Annotated in this window: 25 protein-coding genes; 13 read left to right on the top strand and 12 right to left on the bottom strand. The window is 71.0% G+C overall.

The genetic code is table 11. From position 1 onward, the window contains the following. Positions 1 to 69: 69 nt before the first annotated feature. Positions 70 to 3585 (top strand): AAA family ATPase, encoded by a 3516-nt coding sequence (locus tag AB0B45_RS20055; RefSeq protein WP_358132432.1) that lies wholly within the window; start codon positions 70 to 72, stop codon positions 3583 to 3585. 49 nt (positions 3586 to 3634) lie between these two features. On the opposite strand, the gene AB0B45_RS20050 is transcribed toward AB0B45_RS20055, so the two are convergent. Genes AB0B45_RS20050 through AB0B45_RS20040 form a run of 3 tightly spaced genes read right to left on the bottom strand, consistent with a single transcriptional unit; the run spans position 3635 to position 5054 of the window. After that, positions 3635 to 4204 carry a CGNR zinc finger domain-containing protein gene (locus tag AB0B45_RS20050; protein ID WP_358132430.1) on the bottom strand — a complete coding sequence of 190 codons (570 nt, stop codon included), beginning with the start codon at positions 4202 to 4204 and terminating at the stop codon, positions 3635 to 3637. Beyond that, on the bottom strand, positions 4188 to 4577 hold the full coding sequence (locus tag AB0B45_RS20045; RefSeq protein WP_358132428.1) for a nuclear transport factor 2 family protein: 390 nt from the start codon (positions 4575 to 4577) through the stop codon (positions 4188 to 4190). The genes AB0B45_RS20050 and AB0B45_RS20045 overlap by 17 nt, the downstream gene beginning before the upstream one ends. A 3-nt stretch (positions 4578 to 4580) precedes the next feature. Beyond that, positions 4581 to 5054: a hypothetical protein gene (locus AB0B45_RS20040; protein ID WP_358132427.1), complete on the bottom strand. Its 474-nt coding sequence runs from the start codon at positions 5052 to 5054 to the stop codon at positions 4581 to 4583. A gap of 199 nt (positions 5055 to 5253) precedes the next feature. Between AB0B45_RS20040 and AB0B45_RS20035 the strand changes: the two genes are divergently transcribed. The 8 genes from AB0B45_RS20035 to AB0B45_RS20000 all read left to right on the top strand — a co-directional run bounded on the left by AB0B45_RS20035 (position 5254) and on the right by AB0B45_RS20000 (position 14890). Continuing rightward, positions 5254 to 6144, top strand: a complete 891-nt coding sequence (locus AB0B45_RS20035; RefSeq protein ID WP_358132425.1) for a diacylglycerol kinase family protein — start codon at positions 5254 to 5256, stop codon at positions 6142 to 6144. Positions 6145 to 6320: 176 nt separating this feature from the next. Next, complete coding sequence (locus AB0B45_RS20030) at positions 6321 to 7646, top strand: MFS transporter (protein WP_358132424.1); 1326 nt, start codon at positions 6321 to 6323, stop codon at positions 7644 to 7646. A gap of 192 nt (positions 7647 to 7838) precedes the next feature. Beyond that, positions 7839 to 9218: a serine/threonine-protein kinase gene (locus AB0B45_RS20025; protein WP_358132422.1), complete on the top strand. Its 1380-nt coding sequence runs from the start codon at positions 7839 to 7841 to the stop codon at positions 9216 to 9218. A 540-nt stretch (positions 9219 to 9758) separates the two neighbouring features. Beyond that, positions 9759 to 10115 carry a hypothetical protein gene (locus AB0B45_RS20020; protein ID WP_358132420.1) on the top strand — a complete coding sequence of 119 codons (357 nt, stop codon included), beginning with the start codon at positions 9759 to 9761 and terminating at the stop codon, positions 10113 to 10115. 53 nt (positions 10116 to 10168) lie between these two features. Further along, complete coding sequence (locus tag AB0B45_RS20015) at positions 10169 to 10417, top strand: hypothetical protein (RefSeq protein WP_358132418.1); 249 nt, start codon at positions 10169 to 10171, stop codon at positions 10415 to 10417. Between the two features lie 61 nt (positions 10418 to 10478). Continuing rightward, on the top strand, positions 10479 to 11003 hold the full coding sequence (locus AB0B45_RS20010) for a DoxX family protein (RefSeq protein ID WP_358132417.1): 525 nt from the start codon (positions 10479 to 10481) through the stop codon (positions 11001 to 11003). 208 nt (positions 11004 to 11211) lie between these two features. Continuing rightward, complete coding sequence (locus tag AB0B45_RS20005) at positions 11212 to 13158, top strand: glycosyl hydrolase family 8 (protein WP_358132416.1); 1947 nt, start codon at positions 11212 to 11214, stop codon at positions 13156 to 13158. 1 nt (position 13159) lies between these two features. After that, complete coding sequence (locus tag AB0B45_RS20000; protein WP_358132414.1) at positions 13160 to 14890, top strand: discoidin domain-containing protein; 1731 nt, start codon at positions 13160 to 13162, stop codon at positions 14888 to 14890. Positions 14891 to 15034: 144 nt separating this feature from the next. Here AB0B45_RS20000 and AB0B45_RS19995 read toward each other — a convergent pair whose 3' ends face one another. The 4 genes from AB0B45_RS19995 to AB0B45_RS19980 all read right to left on the bottom strand — a co-directional run bounded on the left by AB0B45_RS19995 (position 15035) and on the right by AB0B45_RS19980 (position 16639). Beyond that, entirely contained in the window at positions 15035 to 15454 is a 420-nt protein-coding gene (locus tag AB0B45_RS19995) for an Imm7 family immunity protein (protein WP_358132412.1), read from the bottom strand. Positions 15455 to 15578: 124 nt separating this feature from the next. Then, a complete protein-coding gene (locus tag AB0B45_RS19990; RefSeq protein WP_358132410.1) occupies positions 15579 to 16001 on the bottom strand; it encodes a hypothetical protein in 423 nt (140 codons plus the stop codon). Between the two features lie 95 nt (positions 16002 to 16096). Continuing rightward, positions 16097 to 16258, bottom strand: coding sequence for a hypothetical protein (locus tag AB0B45_RS19985; protein ID WP_358132408.1), 162 nt, complete (start codon positions 16256 to 16258; stop codon positions 16097 to 16099). A gap of 81 nt (positions 16259 to 16339) precedes the next feature. Next, positions 16340 to 16639: a hypothetical protein gene (locus tag AB0B45_RS19980; RefSeq protein ID WP_358132406.1), complete on the bottom strand. Its 300-nt coding sequence runs from the start codon at positions 16637 to 16639 to the stop codon at positions 16340 to 16342. Positions 16640 to 16688: 49 nt separating this feature from the next. On the opposite strand from AB0B45_RS19980, the gene AB0B45_RS19975 reads away from it, so the two are divergent. The 4 genes from AB0B45_RS19975 to AB0B45_RS19960 all read left to right on the top strand — a co-directional run bounded on the left by AB0B45_RS19975 (position 16689) and on the right by AB0B45_RS19960 (position 18374). Further along, the gene (locus AB0B45_RS19975; protein ID WP_358132404.1) at positions 16689 to 16832 is read left to right on the top strand and encodes a hypothetical protein; all 144 of its coding nucleotides are present in this window, start codon (positions 16689 to 16691) and stop codon (positions 16830 to 16832) included. Positions 16833 to 16835: 3 nt separating this feature from the next. Next, a complete protein-coding gene (locus AB0B45_RS19970; RefSeq protein WP_358132402.1) occupies positions 16836 to 17306 on the top strand; it encodes a hypothetical protein in 471 nt (156 codons plus the stop codon). Between the two features lie 266 nt (positions 17307 to 17572). Next, complete coding sequence (locus tag AB0B45_RS19965; RefSeq protein WP_358132722.1) at positions 17573 to 17947, top strand: helix-turn-helix transcriptional regulator; 375 nt, start codon at positions 17573 to 17575, stop codon at positions 17945 to 17947. A 10-nt stretch (positions 17948 to 17957) separates the two neighbouring features. Further along, positions 17958 to 18374: a VOC family protein gene (locus AB0B45_RS19960; RefSeq protein ID WP_358132400.1), complete on the top strand. Its 417-nt coding sequence runs from the start codon at positions 17958 to 17960 to the stop codon at positions 18372 to 18374. 270 nt (positions 18375 to 18644) lie between these two features. On the opposite strand, the gene AB0B45_RS19955 is transcribed toward AB0B45_RS19960, so the two are convergent. The 5 genes from AB0B45_RS19955 to AB0B45_RS19935 are packed head-to-tail and all read right to left on the bottom strand — an operon-like array spanning position 18645 to position 24166. Continuing rightward, positions 18645 to 18851 (bottom strand): CDGSH iron-sulfur domain-containing protein, encoded by a 207-nt coding sequence (locus AB0B45_RS19955; RefSeq protein WP_358132721.1) that lies wholly within the window; start codon positions 18849 to 18851, stop codon positions 18645 to 18647. A gap of 34 nt (positions 18852 to 18885) precedes the next feature. Then, positions 18886 to 19566 (bottom strand): HemK2/MTQ2 family protein methyltransferase, encoded by a 681-nt coding sequence (locus AB0B45_RS19950; protein ID WP_358132398.1) that lies wholly within the window; start codon positions 19564 to 19566, stop codon positions 18886 to 18888. Between the two features lie 9 nt (positions 19567 to 19575). Continuing rightward, positions 19576 to 20589, bottom strand: coding sequence for an iron-containing redox enzyme family protein (locus AB0B45_RS19945; RefSeq protein ID WP_358132396.1), 1014 nt, complete (start codon positions 20587 to 20589; stop codon positions 19576 to 19578). Continuing rightward, positions 20586 to 21797 carry a glutamate--cysteine ligase gene (locus tag AB0B45_RS19940; protein ID WP_358132394.1) on the bottom strand — a complete coding sequence of 404 codons (1212 nt, stop codon included), beginning with the start codon at positions 21795 to 21797 and terminating at the stop codon, positions 20586 to 20588. The genes AB0B45_RS19945 and AB0B45_RS19940 overlap by 4 nt, the downstream gene beginning before the upstream one ends. A 26-nt stretch (positions 21798 to 21823) precedes the next feature. Beyond that, positions 21824 to 24166, bottom strand: coding sequence for a SpoIIE family protein phosphatase (locus AB0B45_RS19935; protein WP_358132392.1), 2343 nt, complete (start codon positions 24164 to 24166; stop codon positions 21824 to 21826). Between the last annotated feature and the right edge of the window lie 15 nt (positions 24167 to 24181).

Below are 24181 nucleotides of genomic sequence, written 5' to 3'. Positions count from 1 at the left end.
CGACCGAGCCGGGCGCCTTTACAAAGTAGATTTCCTACAACCGGCCGCGCGGGCCGTAAGATCCCGGCCATGGATCGCCCAAGCCTGCCGGAGAACCTCCAGCTCCTGCTCTCCGACGAACCCGTCCTGGACCTGTACTCCTACGGGCCCTGGCGAGTCCCGGACGGCCTGTACGAGCAGGTTCGGGCGCGGGCCGTCGCACTGAACAACGATCCCGCGGCCGAGGCGCTCGCGGTCGAGCTGCCCGACTTCCTCGCCGAGGGCACCACCGTGATCGGCGCGGAGCTGTGGTACCTGCTGCAGTTCCTCGTCGGGTCGGTGGCGGTGTGCGGAGGCACCGCGTGCGACCTCGCCTACGAGACGATGAGCGACTTCGTGGCGGAGCCGAGGCGACCCAACCGCGGCTGGACGTGGTCGTCGGCCGACACTCCCTTCCTGCCGCCCGCGTACTGGTTGCTGGACGGCACCGGCGACGATCCGGAACTGCGTGAGCTCGCGTTCGGGCTCGCGCGCCGGTGCCTGGACGTCTTCGCGGGCATCGAGCCGCTCGAGCCGCGCCGCAGGGCGCTGATCGCCCTGCACGACCTGCGCGCCGCGGAGCCAGCGCTGGCCAAGCAGGATCTTGTCGCGCCGCTGGAGGTGTTGCCGCGGATGTGGGCCGAGCGGGCGGACCCGCGACTGCTGGCCGTACTGCCCGAGCTGCTGGGGCCCGCGGGCTATCTGGACTGGGCCTGTTCCGGTTTCCTGGCCGCGCACACCCGTCTCATCGAGAACGTGCCGGGGGCGGCGAGCGCGGGACCGCTGCCGGGCACCGCCCTCACCTTCGAGGACGAGGTGACGCTGGCGTGCCTGCTCGCGCAGGCCGAGATCACCGAGGTGCCCGCCGAGCTCGCCATGAGCCTGGGCATGGCGAGATACACCCAGGTGCAAGCCCTGTTCTCCCAGCTGCACGAGGGATTCAACGCCGACGGCTGGCACGCGCTGGTGCGGTCGTGGCTTGCACGCGGGGTCCTCGCGGGGGAAGCCGAGGCCTGCCGCGCCTGGCTCGACATGGCCATCAGGGTCACCGGCGCCGTCCAGGGCCTGCCGGGGCCCGCGGTCAACCCGGAGAGCTCGCTGCCGGTCAGCGCGTTCCAGCGGGACCTGCGCATGCTGTGCGGGCCGCGCAAGGCCGTCAACCCGTTGCTGGCCAAGTTCATCGCCCGTCAGGCGCCCCACGCTGACCCGGCCGCCGAGCTGGTCGGCCAGCCGGAGCTGGCCGAGGCGGTCCGCGACGTGGTCGAGGCCAGGTGGCACGGCGCGAAGAGACCGGCGCGGTTGCTGCTGGCCGGGCCGGACAGCACGGGGCGGATGACGGCGGTCGACATCCTGCGGCGCGCGTTCGCGAAAGCCGACGGGCCACCCGAGGTCGTCTACGTCTCCGACCAGGTGTTCGCCAACATGAACGCCAGCGAGGCCGCGCTGCACGTGCTGTCGCGGACACGGGAGCTCGAGTCCGGCGATCTGCTGGTGCTGCAGGGACTGGACCGGATCGGCGAGCACGGCCGCTGCGGCGCCGTGGCTCTCGAAGAGCTCCGCAGGGTGCTCCGGCAGCGACCGGACCTGCACGCGGTCGCCACCTGCGGCGCGGGCGGGGACGTCAGGCTCGCGCAGGTCAATCCGGCGCTGCACCACGAGTTCCGCGTCGCCCGCACCCGCGAGTTCACCGAGGCCGAGCGGGCGGAGCTGTTCCGGCGGGCGGTCGTCAGGCGGGGCGCGGCGGCCTTCGACGACGCGGCGGACTCCGCGGCCCGGCTGGCCGGCTTCCTCAACCTGCGCGGAGCCCGTCTCATGGAACACCTCGCGGAGCGGGCCGTCGCGTCGGCGCGAAGGCGGGACGCCGTGAAGGTGACCATCGCCGACCTGCCCGACGACCCCGGCCACCCGCGGACCGGGCTGGACGCGTGTCTCGGGCTGGAGCCGGTCAAGACGGAGGTGGCGCTCGTCATCGCCGAGGCACGGGCGGCGAAGCTGCGCCGCGAGGCCGGGATGCCCGAGCTCGCCCGGCCGCCGCACCTGGTGTTCACCGGCCGTCCCGGCACCGGCAAGAGCATGGTCGCGGGTGTCCTCGGCCGGATGTTGGCCGAGCTCGGGCTGCTCTCCTCGGGCCACCTGGTCACCGTCGACCGCGCCGACCTGGCGGGCGGGCACATCGGGGACGCCACCGTGAACGTACGGCGGGCCGTCGACCGCGCGCTCGGAGGCGTGCTGTGCGTCGAGGACGCGGGGAATCTCGCCCGGCCCGGCGTGGACATCGACAAGGCCCGCAGCCGCGACGTCGTCGACGCGCTGCTCGCCGGAATCCGGGCGCACGGCGAAGACCTGGTGGTCGTCCTCTGCGGACCGGAGGGCGCGGTCAACGGACTGCTGAAGTCCTCCCCGGAGCTGACGGAGTACTTCCCGAAGGTCGTGCGCTTCCCCGACCTCACCGGCGACCAGGTGGTCGCCCTCTACGAGATCAAAGCGGCCGAGGCCGGATTCGTCCTGCGCGAAGGGGTTCTGGCCAAGGTGGGCCGGCTCGTCCGGGCGGCGCGGCCCGAAGCGGCGGGCGCTCGCCTCGCGCTCCGCCTGCTGGAGCGGTCGGTCGCCGCGCAGTCGCGGCGGCTGCTGGCCGACGGAGTCATCGACGGCGACGAGTCGCTGCACGAGATCCTCGCCGAGGACGTCCCTGACACCGCCCGCGCCGGAGCGCGCACCCAGCCGGCCGACGACCCGCTCGCCGCGCTCGACGCGCTGGTCGGGCTGGGGCCGGTCAAGCGCGAGGTGCGGCTGCTGACGGCCGAGGTCGAGGCCGACCGGCTGCGCAGGTCGGCGGGGCTGCCGGCCACCTCGCCCACTCGGCACCTGGTGTTCACCGGAAACCCCGGCACGGCGAAGACGACCGTCGCCAGGCTGATCGCCTCGGCGTACGCGCAGCTCGGCCTGCTGTCGTCCGGCCACCTGGTCGAGGTCTCGCACGCCGACCTGATCGCCGAGTACATCGGCCAGACCGCGCCCAAGGTGCGCGCGGCAGTCGAGAGCGCGATCGGCGGCGTGCTGTTCATCGACGAGGCGTACGCGCTCACCCCGGGCGGTTCGCTCAATTCCTACGGACCTGAGGCGATCGCCGAACTGCTGCGTCTGATGGAGGAGCACCGAGACGACCTGGTCGTGATCGCCGCAGGCTACGAGAGCAGGATGACGGACTTCCTCGCGGCCAATCCCGGCCTGGCCTCACGCTTTCCCACCACGGTGCGATTCCCCGACTACACCGAGGACGAGCTCGTGGCGATCTTCGAGAACATGGCGTCGGCGGCCGGCCTCGTTCTGTACGGCGGCGCGAGCGAGGAGGCCCGCCGCGTGCTGCGGGCGATCCCGAGGGGCGAGTCCTTCGGCAACGGCCGCGTCGTCCGCAACCTCCTCGACCGGGCGGTGGCGCTCCAGGCCGAACGCATCCTGGCGCTGCGCGATCCGACGGCCGAGGACGTACGGGCGCTGCTGCCCTCCGACATCCGGACGAGCCCCTCGCACGAGCCAGTGGAGGACAGGACCGGCCAGTACCTGTGACGTCGTCGGCGCGGGGCCGGCCCGCGGGTGCTCTTCGCCGGCGTGGCCGTCACGGAGTCTCCGCCGGGCCGCGGCGGCGGTAGGCCTGGGTCTTCATCCGGTTACCGCACAGGCGCGGCGAGCACCACCGCGCCCGGCCTGGACGGGACCGGTCGTAGAAGACCCATTGGCAGTCGGGCGCCGGGCACATCCGCAGCCTCCGCCAGCTTCCGTCCGCTGTCGCGGTGACCGCCGCCACCACGATCCGGGCCAGCGCCGTGGTCACCGGGTCACCGGAGACCACCAGCTCCGCGCCATGCCCGCTCAGCGTGACCGCGACCGGGAAGTCTCGCAGGACCTCACCGCCCGGCTCGTCCTGGCGAAGGGCCGCGCGCAGAGCGGCGCGCAACGCCCTGGCGCGAGCCAGATGGTTCTCATCGACCGCCTGTCCTGGTGGCAGCAGGTCGTGCTCCCCCAGCCAGCGTCCGAGGTCGCCGGGCGTGGCCAGAGCGTCGTGCGCGACCAGCCGCCGGCCATGAACGACGAACGACCGCAGATCCTCGCTGTTGGCGAACTGGTGCAGCAGCGCGATTCCCGCCGGCAGGTCGGTGACCTCCTCGGGCCTAGCCGGCGGCAGCATCGCCGATGTGTCCGTGAACCCGGCGGTAGGCGTCCTTCACCCGGATGCGGTCGCCTTCGAAGTGGAAGAAGTCGCAGCCGTGGACCTCCTGCACCCTCCCGTCGTCGCCCGTCCTGGCGTACGACCACTGGGAGGCGCCACGGTCACCCGTGATGAACGCCTCCCCGCCCCTCGACTCGTATCCCGCGTCGTAGGCCAGCATCAGCTCGAAGCCGCGCCGCACCTCGGCCCGCCCACGGAAGGTCGTGCCGGGCTCGACCCCGACAGAGGCGCGGAAGACGCAGTCGTCGGTCATGAACTCCATCAGCAGGTCGAGGTCCTTCCTCCGCCACGCCTCGCCGAACCGCTCCAGCCGTTCCAGCGTCATGCCCATCGCTCACACCTTTCCTTCGAAGTCGGCCGCCACGTAGGCGTCCAGGTCCGGTCCTTCCGGGTTGGCGAGCACGTGCCTGAGCCACGCCCTGCGCTCGAAGTCGGTGACCGCCAGCTCCCAGACGCAGCCGATGGCCTCGCCCGGGTGGCGCCGCAGCTCCTCGGGACGGTCCAGCGGCGCGGAGAAGAGCCGCTGGTGGATCTCGTTCTCGCCGGACCACCAGTCGACGAGCGCGAAGCAGTGGTCCGCCGCGTCGTGCGCGATGGCGAACCCGACGCCGTAGCGGCCCTCGTCCCACGCGGGCTGCGGGAGCGCCGACGCCGCGATCCGCACGGTCGCCGCGACGAGCTCCGCGCGCGGAGCCGCGTGTACGGCGATGCCGTACAGCTTCACCTTCCATCCGGCAACCGCTTCGACGCCGTGATAGCTGATGGTCCGGGGCCGATGCGGCCGCCTGAGGGAGATCTGCGCGCCCATGCCAACCCTCCTCCTCTTGCAACACCTGCTAAATGAATAACAGGTGTCGCCATGGATTGGCAAGGCGCGGGATGGCAGCACGCCCGGTTTCGCGCTGGAGGCCCTCCCCCTGTCGACCAGGCGAGCGGAGGGAGCGTGTGCGGCAGGTGAATGGACCTCCATCGGAAGGGCAGGTGATCAGGACGCGGAGGAGGGGTCTGTGAAGCTGCTGGTGATCTGCAACTCGGCGGCCGGCGGGGCCGACGACGACAGCCGCCGTACGGCTCTGCGCGCCCTGAAGGCGGGGGCCGACGTGGTGACCTGCGAAGATCCAGGGGAGCTCGGGCCGGTGCTGGCCGGCCATCCCGACCGCGTCCCGGTGGTGATGGGCGGCGACGGCACCCTCCACGCGGTCGTGGCGGCGCTGGCCGCGCGCGGCGAGCTGGAGGCCAGGCCGGTCGGGCTGGTTCCCATGGGCACGGGCAACGACATGGCCCGCGCGCTCGATCTACCCCTCGACCCGCTGGAGGCGGCGCGTGTCGTCCTGGACGGCCGTGCGCGCACGATGGACCTGCTCACCGACGACCGCGGCGGCATCGTGGTCAACGCCGTGCACATCGGCGTCGGCGCGCAGGGCTCGAGGCAGGCCGCGCCGCTCAAGCCGCTGCTGCGGCGGGCGGCCTACGCCGTGGGCGCGATGATCGCGGGCCTGCGGACGCGGGGGTGGCGCCTGCGCGTCAGCGTCGACGGCACGCCGGTGGCCGACGGCCGGCGCAGGATCCTCATGGTCGGCGTCGGCAACGGCACCTCGATCGGCGGTGGAACGCCTCTCACCCCTGCCGCCAGGCCCGACGACGGGCTCGCCGATGTGATGGTCTCCTTCGCCACCGGGCCGCTGGCCCGCCTCGCCTTCGCCGTACGGCTGCGCCGTGGCGAGCATCCGGGCCATGCCGACGTGCGCACGTACCAGGCCAAGGAGATCACGATCGCCGGACAGCCCGTGCCGGTCAACGCCGACGGCGAGCTCGGCCCCGCCGTGACCCGCCGCACCTGGACCGTACGCCAGGGGGCGTGGCGCATCCTGGCCCCCGCCAGACCTGACGCCTCCTGACTCCACCACCATGGCGGCCGCCCCCGGAGCCGTGGTTCCGACACGGTCCTGCTCAACCTGCTCCTGGGATAGGCCGCTCGCGGGCCGATTTATCGTTAACAATCCGACAACGCCGATTTTCGCCTGGTCAAGCCGGGGTAGGCAACCCGGAAAACCGGGCTTAGGAGGCGCGGGCGATGGCCAGCAACCGGTTGTCAGCGGCGGAACACCGATCCCAGGTCAGGAAAGCGGCCACGGCCAGCGTCGTCGGCACCGCCATCGAATGGTACGACTTCTTCCTGTACGGCACGGCGGCGGCGACGGTCTTCGCCGATGTCTTCTTCCCCGAGTCCAGCCCCTACGCGGGAACCCTGTCGGCGTTCGCCACCTACGCGGTGGGCTTCCTCGCCCGGCCGATCGGCGCCGCCGTCTTCGGGCACTGGGGTGACCGGATCGGCCGCAAGGCCACCCTGATCATCACTCTGGTCATGATGGGCGTGTCGAGCGCGCTGATCGGCCTGCTGCCCGGCACCGCCAGCATCGGCGTGGCCGCGCCCATCCTGCTCGTCATCCTCCGCATCCTGCAGGGCATCGCGGTGGGCGGCGAGTGGAGCGGCTCGGTGCTGCTCTCGATGGAGTGGGGCGACCAGCGCAGGCGCGGCCTGATGGCGAGCTGGCCGCAGGTCGGCGTGCCCATCGGCCTCATCCTCGGCACCGGGGCGATGTCGCTGGTGGCGATCGCCTCGGGCGACGCGTTCAAGGACTGGGGCTGGCGCGTGCCGTTCCTGGCCAGCGTGATCCTGGTCGGCGTCGGGCTCTGGGTGCGGCTGCGCGTCATGGAGACGCCCCTGTTCGCCAGGCTGCTGGAGACCCGGCAGGTGGCCAAGCTCCCGGTCATCGACGTGATCAAGCGCCACCCCAAGGAGGTCGTGCTCAGCGCGCTCCTGCGGGTCTCCGAGCAGATGCCGTTCTACATCTACACCACGTTCGCCATCACCTACATCACCGCCGACGCCATCGGGATGTCGAAGACGTTCGCGTTCGCCGCGGTCACTTGCGCGGCCGCCGTCGAGCTCGTCGCGATCCCGTACTTCGGCCATCTCAGCGACAGGGTGGGCCGCCGCCGGATCTACGCGCTCGGCGCGATCGTGCTCGCGGTGATCGCCTTCCCGTACTTCGCGCTGCTCAACACCGCCATACCAGTGGTGATCCTGCTGACGATGATGATCGTGCAGCTCCAGCACTCCATGGAGTACGGCCCGCAGGCCTCGCTCATCGCCGAGAGCTTCCCCACCGCCCTCAGGTACGGCGGAGCGGGGCTCGGCTACCAGCTGGCCTCGATCGTCGCGGGCGGCCCCGCACCGCTGATCGCCACCTGGCTGCTGCACGACTACGGCTGGCAGGCCATCTCCATCTTCATGATCATCGGTGCGGTGATCGGGCTCGCGGCCACCCTGGCGCTGCCGGATCGCTCGAAGATCGACATCTCCGACGACGACGCGTATCGCACCATTCGAAGGTGACCCGCACACCGGCGGCTCGACCGGAGTCGTGCGGCTCCGCCCGCGGCGGGCCGCGCGTCCTCCGGCGAACTCGACCAGGGCGAAGCCCTTCTCCCTCTCGGCCGCACGGCCGGACCTGAGCGGTGGGGTCGACGGCCGCGGCGGCCGGAATTGCGTCGCATGAGGAGATCACCAGCGGGTAGGCCTGGTGCCATGTCCGTTTCGCGGTATGAGGGATGGTTACTGGCCGGCCGGTACCGGCTGCTGGCCGAACTGGGCCGAGGCGGCATGGGCAGGGTCTGGCGCGCCCATGACGAGCTCCTCGATCGCGCGGTCGCGATCAAGGAGGTGATCCTCTCCGGCGGGTCGGGACCACAGCACGAGGTGTCGCTCGGGCGCACGATGCGGGAGGCCCGCATCGCCGCGAGGTTGAGCCACCCGAACATCGCCACGGTCTACGACGTGGTGCTGGCCGACGAACGGCCGTGGATCGTGCTGGAGCTCGTTCCCGCGCCCAGCCTCGCCGAGGTCATCGCCGAGCACGGCCCGCTGCCCGTGCCCGTCGTCACCCGGATCGGGCTGGAGGTCCTGGCCGCGCTGCGCGCCGCACACGCCTCCGGCATCGTGCACCGCGACATCAAGCCCGCCAACATCCTGCTCACGGGCGACCGCCACGCGATCGTGACCGATTTCGGACTGGCGACCAGCGTCGACGACGAGGCCCAGCTGACACAGACGGGCATGGTCGTCGGCACGCCGGCCTACATCGCCCCCGAGCGCGCCCGAGGCGGGCCCGCCATGCCGTCAGCCGATCTGTGGTCGTTGGGGGCCACCCTGTACGCGGCCGTCGAAGGGCGTGCCCCCTTCGCCCACACCAGTGCCCTGGCCACCATAACCGCGGCGTTGACCACCGATCCCGCCCCTTTCACGAAGGCCGGGCCGCTGGCCCCGATCATCACCGGCCTGCTGGAGAAGGACCCCGACCGACGTACCGACGGCGCCGAGGCGCACGCCCAGCTGCTGCGTCTGGCGGGTTCTTCGGACCGGGGACAGCAGGCCACCGCCGCGCAGGCGACCGTTCACCCTGATCCGATCGCGACCTCGCCGGCGGCGGTCGCCGACGACGGCGGCCGGACGGCGGCGACTCGTCCCGATGACGGCCGCGACCGTGCGCCGGCCGGGGATCGGCGCCCGTCGCCGTCAGTGCTCAGGCAGATCGCCGTGCACTGGCGGCAGGCGGCCGTCGTCACCGCCTTGATCGTCAGCGTGGTGGCCACCACCGTGTCGTGGGGCACCGCCCCCGGCGAACCCCACCCTGACGCGTCCGCCGACATCGTCCCCCCATCAGCACAGAGGCTGACCGGTGTCATGCAGGCCGAGGCGATGATCGAAGAACGACGCCCCACCACGTCGAAGCGGCGCCATCAGGCCGACGCGCGTCCCGCGCCCGCCCCCGTCACCGTCTCCTCCAGCGTCGCCGGCACCTCGCCGAAGCGGACCAAGAAGATCAAACCCAAGTCGGTGAAGCACAAGCACGCCAAGAGCAAGGCCGTCCGGCACGGCAAGGGCCACGGGCACGGTCGCAAGCGGTAGGAAGGCGGGAACACGGTGTCCGGCCGAGACGCGCATGGCATCCCGTCATGGACTCCCGCGAGATCATCGTGCGACCACCTCCCCTGGGCGCCGGCTCCTGTCGAAGAACGACTACAGGCGCAGGCGAAGTCCACGGGTGGGACGGTGTTCATCTCGCGGCGGCTGCCTTTGACGAAGACGGGTGTCCGCGGCTCAGGGAGCCTGCCGAGCGGCGTTCGGCCGGCGAGACCGGCTCCGGCCTCTCGTAGCCGGGCGGCAGGAGCAGGTGAGCCGCCCGGACCGCGGTCGGGACCGGCCATCCCGATGTCGGTGATCCACCGGAACCACATGTCGTCGATGATCCCGAGCGTTTCCGGCGGAGTCACCAACCACCAGCGACCCCGGCCCCGACGGACGAAAACGGTCATGTTGCCGACGCATTGCCTGGAGTGGCGCTGTGCGGAGCCCTGGAGTCCTGCGCGCGGCCCGGTCGGTGGTTGAGGGCTCTCCCGGCTGGCCGTATCGTCGGAGGCGCTTGATCGTCGATCATCGGAGGCGGCCATGATGTTCGGATACGCCGACGACTGGACCGCGTTGCTCTACGCCCTGGTGCTGCTCTGGGTGCCGTTCGGGCCGTTCGTCATGGCCGTTCTCGGCGTGGTGTGCGGGCGTGCCAGGGGCCGGGCTCGCAGAGTCTCGTTCCTGTGTTCCGCAGGTGTTCCCGGGGTGACGGTCGGGGTGCCGGCCGTGGCGATGTTCAAGCCCGACGAAGTTTCGCCGGAGCCCGGTGACGTGATCGGCTTCGTGGGCGTGTACGTCCTGCTGCTGACGGTGCTGCCGTGGATCGTCGCGTACGGCGTCGCCCGCTGGAGGGCGAAGCGTGCCGCGAGCAAAGGGAGCGCGGCCGTCCGTCCGTAGGCGAAGTGCGGGAACCACGCGCGTCGGCCCGCTCGAGGCCGGATCATTGTGGCGTGATGATGTCCACGAACCGTCCCGTCGTCGCCCGCATCGGCCGAGCGGTGCGACTCGCGCTGACCGTCGCGGTCGTCGTGCCGATGGCCCAGGCGGGCGGCACGGCGTCGGCCGACGGCAAGCCCGCGGCGGCTCGTGTGATCGACTTCAACGGGGACGGCTACGAGGACTACGCGGTCAGGGCTCTCGACTGGGTCTCTGGTCCGCTGAATAGCTCGACGGACCGCCCCGGGCCCTTTACAAAGTAGATTTCGTCTGCCTGTTTTCGGACCACTCATAACGCCGGGCCAGCGCGGGTAAGAACCACGCATGAAGGTGACTGCGGAGGATCTCGGGGTGTTGCTCCTGCGCGCGTCGACCGGGCTGCTGCTCATGGGGCACGGTGCGCAGAAGCTGTTCGGCTGGTTCGGTGGAGGAGGTCCCGGCAAGACCGGCGAGATGATGACCTCGCTCGGCTATCCGCAGGGCAAGCTCGTGGGCTTGGCCGCCGGCGTGGGCGAGCTCGGCTCCGGCGCGGGGATCGCCCTCGGCGCGGCCACGCCGGTGTCCTCGGCCGGCCTCATCGCCACCATGACCAACGCGGTCGTCTCCGCGCACCTGCCTCAGGGACTGTGGGCGCAGCACGGCGGGTTCGAGTACCCGCTCGTGCTCGGCGTGGTGGCGGCGGCGCTCGCGGTGCACGGGCCGGGAAAGCTGTCGGTCGACGCGGCCCTCAGCTGCGAGCGCAAGGGGCTCGCCTGGGGGATGGGCGCGTGCGTCCTCGGACTCGGTGCCGCGGCCGCCGTTCTCTCGCTTCGCCGGGAGAACATCGACGACCTGGAAGCAGCTCAGTAGAGCGGGCGGACGGCCAGGCCGTTCAAGGCGGCGGTGGCGCGGACCATGACCAGGTCAGTCCCGGTGTCGACGCGGTCGCGCTCCTCGCGGGGACCCCGTCGACGCCGGTACGGCGAAGCTTGGGTCTTGCGCTGCGGCGCGGAGATCTTTACTCTCCGCGATAGTTAGGAAATATTCCTAACTATACGTCGCACCAGAGGACCCGCCCATGCCTCCTTCCTTCCGCGTGGCCCTGAGCGCCGCCGTCCTGGCGGCCCTGTCCGTACTCCCGACCTCCACAGCGTCCGCCGGCACCGCTCAAGCACATTCCAGCGCCGACACCCTCCTGTCCCGCGGCAAGCCGGCCACCGCCTCCTCGGTGGAGGCCTCCGGATTGGAGGCCGCCAAAGCGGTGGACGGCGACACCGGCACCCGCTGGGCCAGCGCCGAGGGCCACGACCCCGAATGGATCAGCGTCGACCTCGGCTCGTCGGCGAGCGTCACCAGGGTCAAGCTGAACTGGGAGGCCGCCTACGGCAAGGCCTACAAGATCCAGACCTCCGCGAACGGCTCCACCTGGACCGACGTCTACTCCACCAGCACCGGTGACGGCGCCACGGACGACCTGACCGGCCTGTCGGGCAGCGGGCGCTATGTGCGTCTGTACGGCACAGCCCGCGGCACCTCCTACGGCTACTCGCTGTGGGAGTTCGAGGTCTACGGCACCCTCTCCGGGGGCGGCGACACCACACCTCCCAGCGCCCCGGCCGACCTGCGCGCCACCGGCACGACATCCAGCAGCGTCTCCCTGGCCTGGAACGCGGCCACCGACAACGTCGGCGTCACCGGCTACGACCTCTACCGGGCCGACACCCTGCTCACCACGGTCACAGGCACCACCCATACCGACACCGGCCTGACCCCCTCGACCGGCTACACCTACACCGTCAAAGCCCGCGACGCCGCCGGAAACACGTCATCGGCGGGCGGGCCGGTCACCGCCACCACCCAGGCAGGCGGCACCGGTCCTGCCGTGCCGTTCGGCAGCCACACCATCCCCTATGCCTCCGGGATGCTGAAGCCCTCGGGCAGCCAGGCCACGCTGGACCAGAAGGTGATCGACTACTACCAGCGGTGGAAGGCCGCCTTCGTCAAGCAGAACTGCGGCAACGGCTGGTACCAGGTCATCTCCCCCGACGCCGACCACCCCTACGTGGCCGAAGCCCAGGGCTACGGCATGGTGATCACCGCGACGATGGCCGGGGCCGACCCGGACGCCAAGAAGATCTTCGACGGACTGGTCAAGTACATGCTGGCCCACCCCTCCTCGATCAACCCCGATCTGCTGGCCGCCGAACAGAACACCTCCTGCCAGAGCGTCAACGGCGGCGACGGCGCGACCGACGGCGACATGGACGTCGCCTACGGCCTGCTGCTGGCCGATCGGCAATGGGGCAGCGCGGGCACCTACAACTACAGGAACCTCGCGATCAAGCACATCAACGCGATCAAGAAGGACGAGGTCAACCCGGCCACGAACCTGCTCAAGCTGGGTGACTGGACCAGCTCGGGCGACCAGTACTACTACATCTCCCGCGCCTCGGACTGGATGGTCGACCACTTCCGCGCTTTCAGGAAGGCCACAGGGGACGCCGGCTGGGACACCATCCGCACGGCGCACCAGAACCTGATCGCCTCCCTGCAGTCGAACCACGCGCCGAACACCGGCCTGCTGCCCGACTTCGTGGTCAACACCAACACCACCCCCAGGCCGGCGCCAGGGCAGGTACTGGAGGACCCGAACGACGGCGCCTACTGGTGGAACTCCTGCCGGGTGCCGTGGCGTATCGGTGACGACGCCGTCACCAGCGGGGACGCCAAGTCGCTGGCCGCCGCCCGCAAGCTCAACACCTGGATCAAGAGCAAGACCGGCGGCGACCCCAACAAGATCGCCATCGGCTACAAGCTCAACGGCACGCAGATCTCCAGCGGCAACGACGCGGCCTACTTCGCCCCGTTCGCGGTCGCGGCGATGACCGACTCCGGCAGCCAGGCATGGCTGGACGCCCTGTGGAACAAGATGCTCGCCACCCCGATCGACACCAGCAGCTACTTCGCGGCGAGCATCCAGCTCCAGACCATGATCACGGCCTCTCACAACCACTGGGTGCCCTGACGTGAGGAGGATCCTCCTCTCCTCTGTCGTGCTCGTGGGCCTGCTGTCGCCCGCCGTCCCCGTCCACGCGGCGGCCGACACGCCTCTGTCGCGGGGCAGGCCCGCCACCGCATCGTCGGTGGAGGACGGCTCGTCAGGTCCGGGACTGGCCGTCGACGGTGATCCCGGCACCCGCTGGGCCAGCGCCGAGGGCCACGACCTCGAATGGATCAGCGTCGACCTCGGCACCACCGCCTCCATCAGCAGGGTCAAACTCACCTGGGAGGTCGCCTACGCCAAGGCTTACAAGATCCAGACCTCCGCCAACGGCTCCACCTGGACCGACGTCTACTCCACCAGCACCGGCGACGGCGCCGTCGACGACCTGACCGTCACCGGCAACGGACGCCACATCCGCCTGTACGGCACAGCCCGCGGAACCCCCTACGGCTACTCGCTGTGGGAGTTCGAGGTCTACGGCACCCTCTCCGGGGGCGGCGACACCACACCTCCCAGCGCCCCGGCCGACCTGCGCGCCACCGGCACGACATCCAGCAGCGTCTCCCTGGCCTGGAACGCGGCCACCGACAACGTCGGCGTCACCGGCTACGACCTCTACCGGGCCGACACCCTGCTCACCACGGTCACAGGCACCACCCATACCGACACCGGCCTGACCCCCTCGACCGGCTACACCTACACCGTCAAAGCCCGCGACGCCGCCGGAAACACGTCATCGGCGGGCGGGCCGGTCACCGCCACCACCCAGGCAGGCGGCGGCCCCCTCGTCGACGTCTCGACCTCGGCTCAACTGGTGAACGCCCTGGCCAACGCCCGGCCAGGGCAGACGATCAGGATGGCGTCCGGGGAGTACCACGGCGCGTTCGTGACCCAGCGCGCCGGGACCGCCTCGGCGCCCATCACCCTGACAGGACCGGCGAACGCCGTCCTGGTCAACGACGGCCCGTCCGGTACCGCCCCCTCCTGCCCCGCCCCCGGTGGCGGCTGGGACTCCGGCTACGGCCTGTGGCTGTACGGCGCGCCGTACTGGAAGCTGACGGGCTTCACGGTCAAGGACTCCAAGAAGGGCATCGTGCTGGACAACTCCCATCACGTGACCATCGACGGGGTGTACGTGCATCACGTCGAGGACGAGGCCGTGCACTTCAGGAGGTCGTCGGCGGACGGGGTGATCCAGAACTCCAGGATCACGCACACCGGCCTGGTCCAGCCCGGGTACGGCGAGGCCGTCTACATCGGGTCGGCCAACTCCAACTGGGGCTGCCACGGCAACTCGGGCGGAGCCGACCGTTCCGACCGCGTCAAGGTGCTGAACAACCAGCTCGGCCCCAACGTCGCCGCCGAGCACATCGACGTGAAGGAAGGCACGTTCGACGGCGTCATCAGGGGCAACACCTTCGACGGCACCGGGATCAGCGGCCAGAACTCGGCCGACTCCTGGATCGACGCCAAGGGCGTCAACTACCTGATCGACGGCAACACGGGAACCTTCGCCGCTCCCGGCGCCTTCGCCAACGGGTACGAGACGCACAACCCGTCGACCAGCCCGTCGTTCTCGAACGGCTGCGGGAACGTCTGGCGTGACAACCGCTCGGACCTGGGCGGCGTCGGAGAGTACGCCATCAAGATCACGTCCACGTCCAAGTGCTCCGCCAATCCGAACGTCGTCCACTCCTCCAACACGGTGAGCAACGCCGTTCGCGGCCTGACCAACATCCCCGTCACCCCGTGATCGCGGACCTCGACCCTCGGGACCAGCCGTTCCGTCCCGGGGTCGAGGTCACCCTGCGACGGCCGCGGTGGTGGTGAGGTCGATGATGTCGGGAAGCCGGAAGACCCGGCTTATGGCGCCCCACGGCCGGCATCGCCTAAGCCGTCAGCTGCTCCTTGACCCGCCCTCCGGCCAAGGGTCTTCCAAGGTCGGGATCACCGGCGACAGCAGCGTATCGGCGTGCTCGCTCACCTCGCCCCGCACCAGCCGGAAGACCCGGAACCCGCTCGGGTGGGCACCCTCGTCGTCCCATACGTGGAGCAGCCCGTAGGAGCCGGGCGCGATCCGCCCGACGCGCGCGAGCAGAGCGACGAGGACGTCGCTCCACCCTCCGTCGTGGTTGGGCTGCCCTGCCAGATGCAGGAACGGCGTGCCGTTCATCCGGCGCAGGTCGATCAGACCGTAGTCGCCGAGCTCGGCCAGGCAGGCCCGGATCTCGGCCACCTGCCCGTCCAGCAGTCCGTCGTCGTCGTCCTCGACGCCGGCCGTCTCGCGGATGGTCACCCACCCGTGGTACTCGAACATCCCCGCCTTTCAGAAGCAACCGATGACGCCGTGGCCGGCCGTCCTCCGCGCCTTGGATCCCATCTCACCGAGCGCGGGCCGCGCCGACGGCGGGCATCGGCCGCTCCGGGACCGCACGCCGCTGTCAGTCCGGCGCCCAGTACTTCTCCAGGACCTTCTCCAGGTGCCGCACCAGCGGGCTCCAGGACGTGGTCAGCGTGTAGCGACTGGCGCGGTGTCCCCCGTAGGAGACCGTGTACCTGATGAAGTCGGCTCCCTGCGGCTGGGCCTCGGAGCGCCCCAGGCGCAGGCGCTTCAGGTGGCCGCGCAGCGTCGTCATTTCCTTCTTGGTCAGGCACTTGTCCACGGTCGGCCCTGTGCGGCGGCTCAGCCGTACACACCCGTTGGTGTACACGATCACGCGATCGTCGAGCCCCGCGAACCCGCCCTGCTTGTGGAGCGTGACCAGCGTCTTCGTCTTCGGGGTTACCGCCTGAGCCGGCTGCGCGACGCTCACGCTCAGGGCGAGGAGGAGTGCCGGCAGGAGCACGATTCGCCAGATCTTCATGTCCATTTGACGTACCAGACCGGCGAACGGCTCACCTTCCCGCCAAGTCCGCTGCGAGAAAGTATGGCGACGGCTTCTTCATCGGACGAAGTGGCTCACGGCGTCATCTCCTCTCGTGGCAGCGGGCCCTCGACGTCCGCCCGGTGTCCCGGGTAGCCGATCGTGACCGTGACCTGCGCGCCAGGGGCGTGCTGGCGGGCGTTCGTCAGCGACTCCTGCACCACCCGGTAGACCGTGCGAGCGACGACGGCGGGCACCGTGCCCGGGTCGCCGGCGATCTCCAGCCGGGCCCCGTCAGCCGCCGTCAGCGCGGCTAGACGAGTAAGTCCTAAGTCTGATCAGTAGTCGTAGGCGATCAGTGATCGCGTGATGGGCTGGCCGGTGGCGCGGTTGTGCCAGATCGCGGCGGTCAACGCCGAGATGCGCTGGGCGATGCGCGCGCCGACCCCCTCCGGGCTGCGTCCGCCGTGAAGCTCGAGATCGAGTCGGCCCTTCAGAGTGTCGTTGACCGATTCGATGAGCTGACGGCTGGGCTTGAGGAACTGCTCGCCCCGGGCGGGGCATGCGGTTGCGATACGAAGGCCGTAGCAGCCGTACTCCCCGCTCTTCCAGGTAGCGGTCCAGCTCGGCCGACACATAACCCTTGTCGGCGACGATCAGCAGCCCGGGCCGGTCGACGAGCAGGTCATGATCGTGATCGAGAATAGCCATCAGCACCTGCCGTTCGTCGATCTTCGGGGTGGCCAGGGCCCAGGTGAGCGGCAGTCCGTGGAGGCCGTCTTCGGCCGCGAGCCGTTCGCCCCACTGTCCACACAGCTCTATCGGGAGTAAGAAATGCCTAGCAACGCACTGCCGCGTACCCGAGCCCGCCGCCGCCAGGTAGCGGCGGCGGTGCTCTTCGGCTTCGCATTCATGATCGCCGGGGCGGCGCTGTTCCAGCGATCGACCCTGGGGATATCCGCCGCGCTGATGGCGGTGGGCCTGCCGCTGGGCGTCGGCGGAGCGTTCGTCCTCCGGTCCCTCACCGGGCGGATGGCCGGGGACGGCCGGGATCTGGACGAGCGCGAGACCCCACTCCGCAATGCCGCGCACTACCGGAGCTTCCAGGCGTTCGGCATGCTGATGCTGGTCGACCTCGCTTACGGCCTGCTGGTTGCCGGGCGGCCTGAGGCCGGATCGCTGACCAGCAGTATGACCGCGGCACTATTCCTGCTCGGCACGGCCATGCCCGCGCTGACGCTGGCGTGGTCGCTGCCGGACGACGATCCCGAGGACTTCGTTACGACTCCTCCGCGAGCCGCTTGAGACTATGAATCTGTGAGTGCCCCGAAAACGGGGGCCGCTGGGTTCGCCGCGACTTCCCGGTGGTCGCGGTGTTCGCCAGGCACGGAGCCGCACCCGTCCAGCTTTCGGAACGGATGCGGGGGCGCTCGGACAGCGGCGGTCAGGGGGATGGGTCCGAGGCGTCACAGGAAGGGCCACTGGGCCGCCACCTGCGGCGACCGGCGCTGTGGGATGCTGGACGCGTGACGTTGGAGGACCTCGTCCGGCTGCGCCGGGCCCGTGACCTGATGGATCGCGAGTACGCGAAGCCGCTCGACGTTCCCGCGCTGGCGCGCGTCGCCCTCATGTCGGCGGGCCATTTCTCCCGCAGCTTCCGCGCCGCCTTCGGGGAGACGCCGTACAGCTACCTGATGACGCGCCGGATCGAGCGGGCGAAGGCGCTGCTGCGGCGGGGTGACCTGACGGTGACGGAGGTCTGCTTCGAGGTCGGCTGCACCTCGCTCGGGTCGTTCAGCTCCCGGTTCACCGAGCTGGTCGGCGAGAGCCCCAGCGCGTACCGGGCCCGCCGCCATGACGAGGGCGCCGCCATCCCGGCCTGCGTCGCCAAGATCTACACGCGACCGGTCAGGAATGGAGAAGCGAAACCTGCCCTCGAGCCCTAGCGTGAACCGCATGGACATCACGCTTTCACAGTGCTTCATCGCCGTCGACGACCACGACAAGGCGCTCGCCTTCTACCGGGATGTGCTCGGCCTCGAGGTGCGCAACGACGTCGGGTTCGAGGGGATGCGCTGGGTGACCGTCGGGGCGCCGTCGCAGCCCGACGTGGACATCGTCCTCGAACCGCCCCTCGCGGACCCGAACGCCTCGCCCGCCGACAAGGAGGCCATGGCGGAACTGCTGGCGAAGGGCCTGCTGCGCGCTGTCATCTTCAGCACCGGCGACTGCGACGCCACGTTCGAGCGCATCCGCGCCGCGGGTGGCGAGGTGCTGCAGGAGCCGATCGACCAGCCGTACGGCGTGCGCGACTGCGCCTTTCGCGACCCCTCGGGCAACATGGTGCGCTTCACCCAGCCTCGCGGGCAGTGAGCTCTGCTCCCCACGAGCCGGGCGCTACCCTCCGGCGGACTGCGGCACCCGGTCACAACGGCGCTTGTCGGCGCCGCCCTGACCGGCGACATCACGATCCACGGCTGGAGTACTGGTCGGGCCCATCCGTGCGGCCCGCCTGATGGGCGAGCAGGGCGGCCTGGGTGCGATGAGTGAGACCGAGCTTCGCCAGGAGCCGGGAGACGTTGCGACCCGGCGGCCGGTTGTTGCGAACCCGGAAGCCTTCCGGACCGGCCTCCTCGCGGAGACCTACTCACCCACCGAGCCGCCATCCCCTGCGCCCTCGGTGGGCCTGGTGCGGACCCGACGCCGGTGGCTGGTGTCGCAGAAGGGATAGCGACGGCTGCGCCTGCACGCGCACAGGGCGACCATGAAGCGGTCGGATCGCACGACGGTGCCATCGTCCATGACCACCTCGACCGGCCCGGGAACCAGGATCGGCCCAGCGGGGATCATGGTGATCCGGGTGGGCACCGCCGTTCTCGGCGGGTCAGGCGCGCAGCGGTACGACGGCGTCGGTTCGGTCGGCACGGATCACCACCAGTTCCTCGTGACGTTGCCCGGGGGCGATCAGCCCGCGGGCCTCGAGCAGCGCCGCCCTGGCCCGCATGACCGGGCCGAACGGTTCAGGCCTGCTGGCGACCACGCCCGGTTCCATGCCCGACTCCCTCAGGCGGCTCAGCGTCAGCTGCACTCCGCTCAGCGCCGACTGCACGATGAGGAGCGTTCCACGCTCGGCCAGATGCCCAGGAGCCTGCGCGCAGATCTGGTCGAGCACCCTGCGCCCGTCCGGGCCTGCGTCCCATGCCCGGTCGCGGCTGTGCTTGCCGGGATGTCCCGGCTTGCCGATGACGTAGGGCGGGTTGGCCAGGATGACGTCGAAGACCTCGCCCTCGACCGGGGTGAACAGGTCTCCCCTCAGCACCCGCACCTGCCGCAGCCCGTGTATCCACACGTTGAGGCGGGCCGCCAGGACCGCGCGCAGGGAGATGTCGACGGCGGTGACCCTGGCGACGGCGGTCCGGGCGGCGAGCACCGCGATCGCGCCCGTCCCCGTGCCCACGTCCAGTACGCGGGCTCCTGGCCTGATGCCGATCTGCTCGACCGCCTCGGCCAGCATCGAGGTGTCGCCTTGGGGGCGGTACACGCCCGGTGGTCTCAGCAGGAACATCAGGCACGGCTACCCCGAATCGGACACCGCAAACGAACTGCGCAAAGAGGAACAAACTGGGTCAGAACGCCAACAGCCGAGCAGGTGGTCGCCGAGCCGTTCCTCGAGCAGGTTCGTGGCCTGGATGCCGAAGACGAGATCCTGGGCCAGGTCGGGTTCGGTGCGGAGCAGGTCGCCGATCACGTCTCGGCGCAGGATCTGCTCGTGCACGGCGTCCGCCTCGATGTGCTCGGTGAAGAACAACGTCCCGCGCGGGCCGACGCCCAGGCGTTCCAAGGCGTCAGCCATCCGCTGGGCGCTGGGCGCCGTCGTGATCTCCGCCACGGCGAAGTGGCCGACCATCGCGCCGCGCAGCGCCCGGTGCAGGCCGAACATCGACATCATGTTGACCGTGGCCAGCATCGGCGCGGGGACCGCGTCCAGATAGGCGAGGTAGGAGGAGTCCAGTCCCAGCTCGTCCATCAGGTCGGCGAACAGCTGGGCGTGCATCATCTCGGCTCGCCCGCCGCCGAACTCGTCGTACTCGACGGCGACGAGGGCGGCCTTGGCCCGGCCGCGCAGCCGTGGGATGACCCAGGCGTGCGGGTCGGCCTCCTTCAAGTGGTAGATCGAGCGGTGCGTGACGTACTCGCGCAGCTGCCACAGCTCGCCGTGGTCGCGCAGGTGGTGGGAGACGCCGTCGCCGTCCACGGGCTCGACGAGCTGCTCGTCGAGGACGGCCGCCACGTCGTCGCCGCCGGCCACCTCCGCGCGCAGTGCGGACAGGAACGCCGCCTCCAGCGTGCGGCGGACCTCCAGGAGCGCCGGCTCCCACTCCCATCCGGACGCCACCCCGTCGAAGCCCCGATAGTGCAGCTCGTAGCAGAGGCAGAGGGCCAGCTGCAGATCTTCCCCGAACGGATCCGCGGCGTCCACGGCGGACGCCCGCAACGACGCCGGCGGCGCCCCGCCGGAGAGCGCGGCGACGAGCGCGGCCGACATCGGGCCGCGCGGAGCCGGCAGTGACGGTGCCGTGCTGGTCATGGCGTCTGCCTCTCTTCCGGGGTGAGCGTGCCGCAAAGGGTCTGGGTGGCGAGCAGGTCCACGACGGCTCGCAGGCCGCCCGCCGCCGCCCGGCGTTGCCGTACCGCGCCCGTGCCGTGCCGCTCGGCGCCGGCCAGGAGCGCTGTCACCTCGGGCAGATCGCCGCTCTCCTCCAGAGCAGGGCGCACCCGGGCGAGCAGGAGGCGAAGAAGGTGCGCCGCCGGGATCGGCCGCTCCTCGAACGGGTCGACGCCTGGCCCTTCGAGGCCGTGGCGAGCGGCGTTCCACACCGCGGCGGCCAGGATCGAGCCGTCGACGCGCGGAGCCTCCCGCCCCAGGGCCAGGTCGGCCAGCGCCGTACTGACCAGGGCGCGGGTCAGCGCCGCCTGCAGGACCGCCTCGTCCACCGTCGCGGCCGCGTCCGCGGCCCGGATCTCGACGGTCGGCAGCCGCGCGGAGGGCCGCGCCAGCCAGAACGTCATGGCCGTGTCCGCCAGCACCCCGCAGTCCACCAGCCGCTCCACCAGCCGCTGGTGGTCGGCCGCCGACGCGAACCACGGCGGCACCCCCGCGCCGGGGAAACGCGCCTGTTCGATCATGCGCCAGCTCGCGTACCCCGAGTCCTTGCCGCGGTCGAACGGGGAGTTGGCCGACAGCGCCAGCAACGTCGGCAGCCACGGCCGCAGGTGGTTGACCACCGCCACCGCCGTGTCACGGTCGGCCACGCCGACGTGAACGTGACAGCCGCACGACTGGTAGTCGGCGACCAGGCCCGCGTGCATTCCCAGGATGCGGGCGAACCGCTCGTCCGAGGCCACCGCGGGAAGCCTTCCCCGCAGCACCGGGGTGCCGGTGGACAGGAGCCTCAGTCCTGCGCCCTCCGCGACGCCGGCGAGATGCCCGCGCGCCAGGCGCAGCTGATGGCGCAGGTCCGCCAGCTCCGTGCAGGTCCCGGTGGCCGATTCCAGCTGGGTGTCGAACAGCTCGGCGTGATAGCCACCGCCGCCCGTCGCCCACGGGTGCTCCCCCGCCTGGGCCAGCAGCGCGCCCGCTCGCGAGACCGTCTCCCCTGTGACGCCGCCGACCAGGAGGAACTCCTCTTCCACCCCGAAGGTGAGCACGCGGGTAAGAGCCGGCGCGTCCGTTTCTCTCATCGCCACCCCGTTCAGCACGCTGACCAGCACCCCTACCCAGGGTGCGGCCCACATGCACGACGACCCCGCTCTGTCGTACGTCAGCGCACCTCGACGCCGATGAGGCAGGTGTCGTCGTCGGTATCGGAGTTGCTGTAGGTGAGGAGCTGATCGAGGCTGTGCTCGAGGGTGGGGCTCAGGTGCTTGAGCTCGGCGATGAGCTGTTCCTGCGAGCGCTCCAGCGTGATGTCGCGCCGCTCGATCAGGCCGTCGGTGTACATGAAGAGCGTGTCCTCGCGCTCCAGCTGGATGTCTCCCTCCTCGTAGTCGGCCTCGGAGATCACGCCGAGCATCAGGCCGCCGATCATCGGCATCTCGGCCGCCGCGCCGCCGCGCACCAGGACCGGAGGGAGGTGACCGGCCCTGGCCCAGCGCAGCACCCTGGTGTCAGGGTCGTACAGGCCGCAGATGGCGGTGGCGGTGACGTGGTCGGTCAGATGATGGGTGACCAGGTTGAGCCAGGTCATGAGTTGCGCGGGACCGGCTCCGGTGGCGGCCAGGCCCCGCAGGGCGTTGCGCAGGACGACCATGCCGGTGGCCGCCTCGATACCGTGGCCCGCCACGTCGCCCACGGACAGCAGGATCTTCTTCGAGGGCAGGATGACCGCGTCGTACCAGTCGCCGCCGACCAGGTCTCCCTCCTCGGCGGGGCGGTAGCGGACGGCGATGTTGAGTCCGAAGGCCTCCATGGGCCCCTGGGCAGGGGGCATGATGGCGTGCTGGAGCTGCAGCGTCAGCCGGTTGCGTTCGACCGCCTGCTTCTCGGAATGGGCCAGCTGGTCACGGGTGGCGGCCAGCGCGACCTCGGTCCAGTGCTGCGCGGAGATGTCCTGGTAGGCGCCCCGTACGGCGATCATGCGGTCGTCGGGGCCGAAGACGGGTTCGGCGACGACGCGGATGTGCCGGACGCTCCGGTCGCCGCGCTGGAGCCTGAAGGAGGTGGACGCGGGCCGCCGCTGGTGGAGCACGGTGCGCAGGAAACGGCCGATGGCCGTGCCGTCGTCGGGGTGGGCGTGCTCGCGCAGGTGCTCCAGCGGGATCGGCCGCTCGCCCGCCGCCAGGCCGTGCAGTTCGTAGAGCTGGCTGTTCCAGGTGATCTCGCCGCTCTGGACGTCCTCCTCGAACCCGCCGATCCGGCCCAGCCGCTGGGCGTGCTGCAGCAGGCTGGCCAGGCGCAGCGACTCGTCCTGCACCCGCCAGATCAGCAGCACGCAGTCGCCGTGGCGGGTGATGCTCACCCCCGCCACGCTGGTCAGCGGCACGTGGTCGATCACCGCGGTGAGCGTCATCCGCTCGGTGCTGAACGCCTCGCCGGTGGCGTGGACGCGCTCGACCTGCTCGAACAGGCCGTGCTCCTCGGCCGCCGTCGGGTAGGCCTCCAGCAGCAGGGCTCCGGCGACGACGGTGCGCGGCCGGCCCGCGGGATCGGCGAAGCGCGGGTTGGTGTGGTGGATGCGGAAGTCGGTCAGCAGCCCGTCCGCGTCGAGCTCGGGCCGGAGCACGAGCGCGGGATCGGCCAGCGCGTCGGCCAGCTCGACCAGTTCGGCCAGATCGGGAGCGACCATCGCGGCGCGGTCGTCCAGCGTGTGGGCGCAGAGCTCGGCCAGCGCCTCGACCTGGCGGTGGATCTGAGGGGGCTGCTCCGGCAGCGGGTGCGGCCAGCTGATCTCCAGGACGCCCAGGATGCGGCCGCCCGTGCCCGCGGGCACCGCGACGCGGCCGGCCCTGATGTCATGGCGGTGGCTGATGGAGGGCAGCCCCGACTCCCCCAGGTCGGGAAACCACACCGTGCGCCGTTCGGTGAGCGCGCGCCGGGCCGGCGTGGCCACCCCCGGCGGCACGTACCGCCACCTTCTGGCCTCCTCCGTGCTGTGCCCGGCGAAACCGGCAAGGGTCAGCGAGGCGTCGGATCCCGCCGACCACAGCGCGACCGCGGTCGCGCCCAGCGGCGTGAGGGCGTGCTCCAGAAGGGACTCGGCCACCATCTGGCTGTCGGCGGCGCTCAGCATGCCGCTCTCCGCCTCGCGCAACTGCACCGCGACCGAACCACCGCCCTCACGCTGCGGCTGAGCCTCGGCGAGCAGTTCGTGAGCCACGTCGGCCACCCGGTCCTGCGCCGCCTGGTTGATGAGGTCGGCGGCCAGTTCCAGCTGGGACAGGCCGGCCCGCTCGGCGAGCGCCGTCAGTTGCAGGGCGGCCTCGGTCGGGCCGCAGCGCAGCCGCTCGACCAGGATGCCTTTGGCCAGCTCGATCAGCGCCCGCCCCTCGGCCGCGAGCTGGGCTCGCGCGATCTGTTCACGCAGCCGCTCGATCGTGGCGGCCAGCCTGCCGACGTTGCCGACCGCCGGGTCGGGGGCCCGCTCATCGGGATGGGGTGAGGGCACGCTGTGCTCGGCTCC

The sequence above is a fragment of the Nonomuraea sp. NPDC049152 genome, from assembly GCF_040648355.1.
Lineage (GTDB): Bacteria > Actinomycetota > Actinomycetes > Streptosporangiales > Streptosporangiaceae > Nonomuraea.
This window is presented reverse-complemented; position numbering and strand designations above follow the sequence as displayed.